6 protein-coding genes are annotated in these 8,235 nt (G+C 60.0%); 2 read left to right on the top strand and 4 right to left on the bottom strand.

All coding sequences use genetic code 11. The features are described 5' to 3' along the window. Nucleotides 1-165: 165 nt before the first annotated feature. The 4 genes from NKJ84_RS18270 to NKJ84_RS18255 all read right to left on the bottom strand — a co-directional run bounded on the left by NKJ84_RS18270 (nucleotide 166) and on the right by NKJ84_RS18255 (nucleotide 5,582). Nucleotides 166-1,785 carry an ABC transporter ATP-binding protein gene (locus tag NKJ84_RS18270; protein WP_254819906.1) on the bottom strand — a complete coding sequence of 540 codons (1,620 nt, stop codon included), beginning with the start codon at nucleotides 1,783-1,785 and terminating at the stop codon, nucleotides 166-168. A gap of 3 nt (nucleotides 1,786-1,788) precedes the next feature. Continuing rightward, nucleotides 1,789-2,907 carry an ABC transporter permease gene (locus NKJ84_RS18265; protein WP_254819905.1) on the bottom strand — a complete coding sequence of 373 codons (1,119 nt, stop codon included), beginning with the start codon at nucleotides 2,905-2,907 and terminating at the stop codon, nucleotides 1,789-1,791. Further along, nucleotides 2,900-3,823, bottom strand: a complete 924-nt coding sequence (locus NKJ84_RS18260) for an ABC transporter permease subunit (protein WP_352507586.1) — start codon at nucleotides 3,821-3,823, stop codon at nucleotides 2,900-2,902. Before NKJ84_RS18260 ends, NKJ84_RS18265 begins: the two co-directional genes overlap by 8 nt. Nucleotides 3,824-3,989: 166 nt before the next feature. Continuing rightward, on the bottom strand, nucleotides 3,990-5,582 hold the full coding sequence (locus NKJ84_RS18255) for a peptide ABC transporter substrate-binding protein (RefSeq protein WP_352507585.1): 1,593 nt from the start codon (nucleotides 5,580-5,582) through the stop codon (nucleotides 3,990-3,992). Nucleotides 5,583-5,965: 383 nt separating this feature from the next. Between NKJ84_RS18255 and NKJ84_RS18250 the strand changes: the two genes are divergently transcribed. Further along, entirely contained in the window at nucleotides 5,966-6,445 is a 480-nt protein-coding gene (locus NKJ84_RS18250; protein ID WP_352507584.1) for a TadE/TadG family type IV pilus assembly protein, read from the top strand. Continuing rightward, on the top strand, nucleotides 6,446-8,230 hold the full coding sequence (locus tag NKJ84_RS18245; protein WP_352507583.1) for a pilus assembly protein TadG-related protein: 1,785 nt from the start codon (nucleotides 6,446-6,448) through the stop codon (nucleotides 8,228-8,230). The last annotated feature ends 5 nt before the right edge of the window (nucleotides 8,231-8,235 follow it).

Here is an 8,235-nt window from a genome sequence, read left to right as displayed (position 1 = left end):
ATCACCGAACACTCTCTCCACGGCATCAACACCTCCCGGCAAAAACCGAAAAGTGTTACCTATGTGTCCGGTACAAATCGTCACCTATGTCTCGGGCCGCTCAACAGCGGCTTAGCTGTTTTTGTTCCCGAAACAACCACTATCCGCCGCAGTTCTGACCAATCGCTATGCGCTCAGGCGAAATCGCGTGACATCGATGGCCGCGGCCATCAGTGTCTGTGTGTAGGTTGCCTGCGGATTACTGAAGATCGCCTCGGCCGGTCCCTCTTCGACGATCTTGCCCTGCTTCATGACGATGATGTAGTCGGCCATGGCGCGCACGACGGCGAGATCGTGGCTGATGAACAGATAGGACAGCTCGTGGTCGGCCTGCAGCTTGCGCAGCAATTCGACGATCTGCTTCTGCACGGAGCGGTCCAGCGCCGAGGTCGGCTCGTCCAGCACCACCACTTTAGGCTTGAGTATCATGGCGCGCGCAATGGCGATGCGCTGCCGCTGGCCGCCGGAGAATTCGTGCGGATAGCGGTTGCGCGTGTTCGGGTCGAGCCCGACTTCTAGCAATGCATCGACCGCGCGGAGATCGCGCTGCCTGCCCGACAGATTGGGCTCGTGGACCAGCAGCCCCTCGGTGATTATCTGGCCGACGGTCATGCGTGGCGACAGCGAGCCGAATGGATCCTGGAAGACGAGCTGTAATTCGCGCCGCAGCGGCCGCATCGCCTGGCGATCGGCGTGGGAAATGTCGCGGTCGCCAAGCCGGATGATGCCGTCGCTGGGCAGGAGCCGCAGCAAGGCGCGGCCGAGCGTCGATTTTCCCGAGCCGGATTCGCCGACGATGCCGATCGTCTGGTTGCGCTTCAGCCGTATCGAAATGCGATCGACGGCGCGCAGCAGCAGCGGCTCGCCGCCAAGAAATCCGCCGCCGATCTTGAAGGTCACCTCGACGTTCCTGCCTTCAAGCAGGACAGGGGCATTCGGCGGCGGCGGCGCCTTGGTGCCGGTCGGTTCGGCGGCAAGCAGCATCTTGGTGTAGGCGTGCTGCGGGTTGGCGAAGATCGCTTCCGCTTCGCCCTCCTCGACCACCTCGCCATAGCGCATCACATAGACCCGATCGGCAAAGCGCCGGACGATGCCGAGGTCGTGGGTGATGAAGACGATCGCCATGCCGAGCTTGCGCTGCAATTCGGCGAGCAGCATGAGGATCTGTGCCTGGATGGTGACGTCGAGCGCGGTCGTCGGCTCGTCGGCGATCAATATGTCGGGGTCGTTGGCCAGCGCCATGGCGATCATGACGCGCTGGCGCTGACCGCCCGACAACTCGTGCGGATAGGATTTCATCCGCCGCTCCGGATCGGGAATATGGACCAGCCGCAGCAGCTTGAGCGCCTCCTCGCGCGCCGCCGCGGCGCCCAGCCCGCGATGCTTGCGGATCGGCTCGATCAACTGGTTGCCGATCGAATAGAGCGGGTCGAGCGACGTCATCGGCTCCTGGAAGATCATGCTGATCTTGCGGCCGCGGATCTTGTTGAGCTCGGGCTTGCTCAAGGTCAAAAGATTGCGGCCGCGATAATCGACGGTGCCGGTGGCCTCGCCGTTCGAGGCGAGCAGGCTCATCGCCGCCATCATCGTCTGGCTCTTGCCGGAACCGGATTCGCCGACGACGGCGACGGTCTCGCCTGATTTGACGTGGATATTGATGCCCTTCACCGCCTCCACCACACCGTCGAGGGTGCGGAAGCGGACCCGAAGGTCCTTGACGCTGAGGATGGTTTCGGAAGCAGCCATCTCTCAACGATCCTTCGGGTCGAGCGCGTCACGCAGGCCGTCGCCGACGAAATTCAACGCGAACAACGTCGAGACGAGAAAGAATGCCGGGAACAAAAGCAGCCAGTTGGCCGAGCCGATGTTCTGGGCGCCGACCGAGATCAGCACGCCCCAGCTTGTCATCGGCTCTTGGACGCCGAGCCCGAGGAACGACAGGAAGCTTTCCAGGATGATGACCTGCGGCACCAGCAGCGTCATGTAGATCACCACCGGCCCGAGCAAATTGGGGATGACGTGGCGCAGCAAAATGCCACGCTGTCCGACGCCCATCGCCTCCGCCGCCTGGACATATTCCTGCCGGCGGATCGACAGCGCCTGTCCGCGCACGATGCGCGCCATGTCGAGCCACAGCACCGCGCCGACGGCCAGGAACATTAGCACGAAGTTCCTGCCGAAAAACACCACCAGCATGATGACGAAGAAGATGAACGGCAAAGAATAGAGCACGTCGACGACACGCATCATCACCTCGTCGACCCTGCCGCCGGCAAGGCCGGCGGTGGCGCCGTAGAGCACGCCGATGACCACGGCCACAATGCCGGCAAGCAATCCGATGGCCAGCGATATGCGCCCGGCCATCAGCGTTCGCGATAGCAGATCGCGGCCGGTGTTGTCGGTGCCGAACAGGAAATATTGCTGCTTGATCGAGGCACTCATCACCATTTCGAGACCATCCGGCGATTTGCTCTCGATCTTTGTGTCATCAAAGGTATCGGAACGATCAAGGTAGCGAATGTTGCGGTCGTCGATCGGCTTGGACGATCTGACGGTAACGAACACACGGCTGCCCTCCTGCCGCCAATCCTTGATGTCGACGCGCATACGCCTGATCGCCTCATCGAGAGCGCCTTCGATCATGTCGGCCTGCGGATAGGCGGAGAAGCTCGGCGGCGTGCGCACATAGTCGGCATAGATGGTGGTATACTGGTGCGGCACGAAATAGGGCCCAAACACACTGATGACGGTGATGAAGGCAAGATAATACAGACTGAACATGGCCGCGCGATTGGCCTTGAGGCGCGCCCAGGCGTCACCCCACAGGGATCGGCCGACGACCGGTGCGGCAACTGCGATATCAGTCATAGCGCACCCTCGGATCGACGACACCATAGAGGACGTCGACGATCAGGTTGAAGACAATAGTGAAGAGCGCGATGACCACCACCGTTCCCATAACCAGAGTGTAGTCGCGGTTGAGCGCGGCAACGACAAAATGGCGGCCGATGCCCGGTATAGAGAAGATGGTCTCGACGATGATCGAGCCGGTGAGAAGGGCTGCAGCTGCCGGACCGGTAAAGGAGACGATCGGCAGGATGGCGCCGCGCAGCGCATGCTTGACGACGACTGACCAGTCGGACAGGCCGAGAGCGCGCGCGGTACGGATGTGATGCGAGTGCAGCGATTCGATCATCGAGCCGCGCATCAGGCGGGCAACGATGGCGATCTGCGGCAGAGCGAGCGTCAGTACCGGGCCGACCTTGTTGATAAGGGCTCCATCGCCCCAGCCACCGATCGGCAGCAGCTTCCAGGTCAATCCGAATACAAGCTGGATTACCGGGGCGATGACGAAGGTCGGAATGGTGCTGCCGGCGGTCGCCAGCGCGATCACCGAATAGTCGGCAAGCTTATTCTGGTTGAGCGCGGCAACAGTGCCGAGCACGCTGCCGAGGAGCAGCGCCAGAACGAGTGCCGAAGCGCCGAGTTGGATCGAGATCGGCAGGCCCTCCCTGAACAACTCGCCGACAGTAAAATCCGGCATGTTGTAGCTGGGACCGAAATTGCCGCGCAGAAGATTGCCCAGATAGTGGACGTACTGCAGCCAGAGCGGATCGTTGAGGCCGAACTGGGCTTCGAGATTGGCCCTGATCTCGGGGCTCAGACCCCGCTCCTGGTTGAACGGGCCGCCCGGCGCGACACGTATCAGGAAGAACGCCATGGTCACGATGACGAACAGCGTCGGAATGGCGGTCAAAAGCCGCCGGAATACGTAACGCAGCATCGGTGCCCCGCTTGATCCAGAGCAGCGCGCGTCCGGCTGGACGATTGCGCTCTAGCCTTCAAATCTTCGCACCGACATTATCGAAAATCGATTCCGGTTTCCGGGCCGATGCGATGGCAAACCAGCACCGCCGCGCATTGAGTTGCGCGGCGGCCTGGCTAAGGGATCAGTCCTTGCTGATGAAGCGGGACGGATGGATGTCCATCACATTGTCGTCGAAGCCATGCAGCTTCGAGGAAACGATATCGTGGTAGCTATAGTAGAGAAGCGGGATCTCGCCGACGTCGTCGACGAGGATGCGCTCGGCTTCGGCGAGTTTCTTCATACGCTCTTCGGGCTTGCCGCCCGCGGCGGCCGCCTCGTCCATGGCTGCCTCGAATTTCGGACTGTTGTAAACCGAATAGTTGTTGCCGCTGGCCTTGCGAGAGATGCCGAGAAAGGTTTCCGGATCCTTGTAGTCGGCGATCCAGGCGGCACGCGCCACGTCATAATCACCCTTCTGCTCGAGGAAGGAGTAGTGGGTCTTGGTGTCGGTGTTGAGCAGCGTGACCTCGACGCCGAGCGGCTTCAGCTGTTCCTGGATGGCGACAGCGGTGTTCTTGTGGTTCTCCGAAGTGTTGTAGCGGATCTGCATCTTCAGCGGATGCTCGGGCGTATAGCCGAGCTTCTCCAGGATTTTCTTGGCTTCGTCTTCGCGGTCGATCTGCGGCATGTCGGCGTATTTTGCCAGAGCCGGCGTGTAGCCTTCGATGCCCGGAGGTACCATCGAATAGCCGGGCAGCATCGAATTCTGCCAGACTTTTTCGGCCAGGAAGTCGCGATCGATCGCCATAGAGATGGCGTTGCGCAGTTCGACATTGTCCCACGGCGCCTTGTCGGTCTTGATCGCATAATAGTAGATGCCGAGATATGGCCCGACGCGGACCTGGTCGCCGAATTTGGCCTTGAGATCTGCGAGCTGTTCGGTCGGCAGGTCACCATAACTGTCGAGTTCGCCGGCCTCGAAGCGCTTCATCGCTGACGAGCGATCCTCGGTCGGGATGTAGTTGACCACGTCGAACTTGACGCTCGCGGCATCCCAGAATTTCGGATTCTTGACCAGCTTCAGATGGTCGTTGGGAATCCACTCCGCCGCTGTAAAGGCCCCGTTGGAGACCAGCTTGCCTGCCTTGATCCAGTCGGCGCCAAGCTTTTCGATGGACGCCTTGTTAACCGGATAGGTCGCCTGATGGGTCAGCATCTCCAGGAAGTAAGGCGTTGGCGCCTTGAGCGTGACTTCGAGAGTATTTGCGTCAATCGCCTTGACGCCCATATCCTCCGGCTTACCCTTCTTGGTGTTGACTTCCTCGGCACCCTTCACTGGATAGAGCATGGAAGCGTATTCCGCAGCGGTGGCCGGATCTTCCAGCCGACGGAACGAATAAACGAAGTCGTCCGCCGTCACCGGGCTGCCATCCGACCAGAGGCCGTCCTTGCGCAGCTTGAAGGTGTAGACAGTGCCGTCGTCGGACACCGTCCAGCTTTCGGCGGCGCCCGGAATGAGATTCGTCTTCTGATCATGCATGACGAGGCCCTGGAACAGGTCGCGTATGATATCGGCTTCGTAGACCGTCGAGGTCTTGTGCGGATCGAGCGTCTCCGCTTCGGCGGCGGCTCCGCGGTTGTAGACGGTCTCGGCGAAAGCCGGCGTGTAGAACGTACCGGCGGCCAAGACCATGGTCGTGGCGAGTACCGTCGCCTTCAGCACATGTTTCAACATGGAGTTCTCCCTAATGACGTCGCCCTTCAGCCACGTCTCTAAGCGTTGACGCCCCGAAACCGATTGGCTGGTTCCTTTCGAGCGCGCAGCCGGTTCCCTTTCCGGCAGCTGGTGACCAAACAGTAACGTGGAGATTTTTTATTTCAACAGTCTCTCGGGGTCACCCAAAGTAAGGCGCCGGGACAGTCGTCTTGGAACGGCCAATTAAGGATCGAAACCATGGGCTTGGCTGCGTTTCATCGCCCTGAAAACGCCCGTCCGCGGGAGATAATCTGGCGGATCATTTCAGTTTGCGGGAATGTCTTAATTGGTTCTTAGTCAACCATGGGTTACATATTTGGACGGGTTCGGCACATCCCTCTTAAGTTCCGTGGACAAGGGCAATGGATAAGACAGACAGTAAAACTGTCTCATTAGCGGCAAAAAACACACGTCGAATAAGGACAAATCTACGCAAAATTGGAGATGAGTCCGGAACTTCCGCGATCGAATTTGCCCTGCTTTCACCGGTTTTCATCCTGCTCTTGCTCGGAATGGTTGCATATGGTATCTATTTTGGTGCAAGCAACTCCTTGCAGCAGATCGCCGCCGATGCCGCCCGCACTGCGATTGCCGGATTGAACCAAACCGAGCGCCAGGCGCTGGTGGCGAGTTTCGTCAAAAACAATGCCAGTGGATACCCGTTCGTCGATTCCGGCAAGCTGACCTATCAGGCGACGGACAGCACGGCCGACGGAAATCAGTTCGTCGTGTCGATCCAGTACGATGCCAGCAACCTGCCGATCTGGAACCTGTTACCAAGCCTTGCGATGCCGCAAACCACGATCACACGCAGGTCGACCATCAGGATTGGAGGCATTTGAATGTCGCAGTTCTTGCTGAGGGGCATCGGCCGGATCGCTCGCTCGATGGTTGGCGACGAGAAGGCGAACTTTGCCGTCATGACCGCGCTCATAGCGCCATTCGCCCTGGGGCTTGCGGCCTTCGCCGTCGACGAAGGTTCGATCTACACGGAGCGCAGGGAAGCCCAGGCGATGACGGATCTGGCGGCGATCACCGCGGCGTCGAACATCAACAATATGGAAGCCGCGGCAGTAACCACGCTCAGTGACAACCGAATGCCCGGCATCATTGTTCAAAAGCCAGGTCAGACAATCGTCCCCACGGCTGGGAAAACCGTCGTGTCCGTCACCGGCGGTCGATACTCAGCGGCTTCCTCCGTTGGTGTCGACAAGCGCTTCGAAGCCGGTAAAACGCCGTACAACGCCGTTCGCGTCACCCTGCACAAAATCCCCGCCCGGTATTTCGCCAGTTCGCTCATCCCTACTCCGGTTATCGGCACCGAAGCCATTGCCAGCGTGACCCCGCAAGCGATGTTCTCGGTCGGGTCAAGGCTCCTCAGCGTCAATGGCGGCATCCTTAACGCGCTTCTAAGCAAGTTGCTGGGCGGCAACATCTCGCTCAGCGTCATGGACTACAACGCGCTGATCTCGGCCGACGTCAACGTGCTTTCGTTCGTCGATGCCCTTGCCGTGCAGTTGCAACTGACAGGTGTCAGCTATTCCGACGTGCTGGCGTCAAAAGCGACGGTAGGCCAGATCGCGACCGCCATGGCCAATGCGTCCGGGTCGGGCAGCGCCAGCAAACTTGTGCTGCAGACGATCGCGTCAAGGGCCACGAACACGGTCAAGATACCCCTCAGTCATCTTATCGATCTTGGCCCGATCGGTAAGCTCGGCCTCGGACAAAAGTCTCCCGGCTTTTCCGTCGACGCAAGCGCAATGGGCATGCTGGGTGCCGCCGCCTCGCTGGCCAATGGCTCAAACCAGGTCCAGGTCGATCTCGGCGCCACTATTCCGGGACTTACCTCCACTACGCTCGCCATCGCCATCGGTGAACCGTTGCAATATTCACCCTGGCTGGCCGTAGGTGAAAAAGGCACCGTGGTGCGCACCGCGCAGACACGAATCAAGCTGGTCACCACAGTCGGCATCGGCAATTCCAATCTCGGCGGCGGCATCAGTCTGCTGTCCGTCAATCTGCCTCTGCATGTCGAAGTCGCCTATGCGGAAGCCACGCTGACTGACGTCAGCTGCCCGACGGGCCGGCCGGACAGCATCAAGGTCTCGATCGCCGCGCAGCCAGGCGTGGCCTCGCTGCACCTTGCCGCCAGCGACGCCGACAACAATCCATCGGCCTTCGCCGATTTCAGCAATCCGCAATCGTTCTCCGACACCACGATTGCCCAGGTAAGCGTGAAGCTTCTGCTGCTTACCCTCAATCTGCTCGATGTGAAGGGTTCTTCATCACTTGCCATCACCAACAACGATCCGACCACATTGACCTTCGACAGCACCGATATCGCCAACAAGACGATAAAAACTGTCGCCACAAAAAACCTGACGCAATCACTCACGACATCGCTGGTCAGCGGCCTCTCGCTCTCCGTCAATGCACTGGGCCTCGGGCTGGACGTGACGGCCCTGCTCGGAACGGTTAAGCCGGCGGTGGTAACGGTTCTGAACGGCGTGACGGCGCCGGTCGACGCACTGGTCTACAACGTGCTTGCGGCTGTCGGCGTGCATGTCGGCGAGGCCGATGTGCGGGTTGTCGGCGCGACTTGCGGGCGCTCCGTACTCGTTCAATGAGATGG

The organism is Mesorhizobium sp. M0048, assembly GCF_040323405.1.
GTDB lineage: Bacteria > Pseudomonadota > Alphaproteobacteria > Rhizobiales > Rhizobiaceae > Mesorhizobium.
This window is presented reverse-complemented; position numbering and strand designations above follow the sequence as displayed.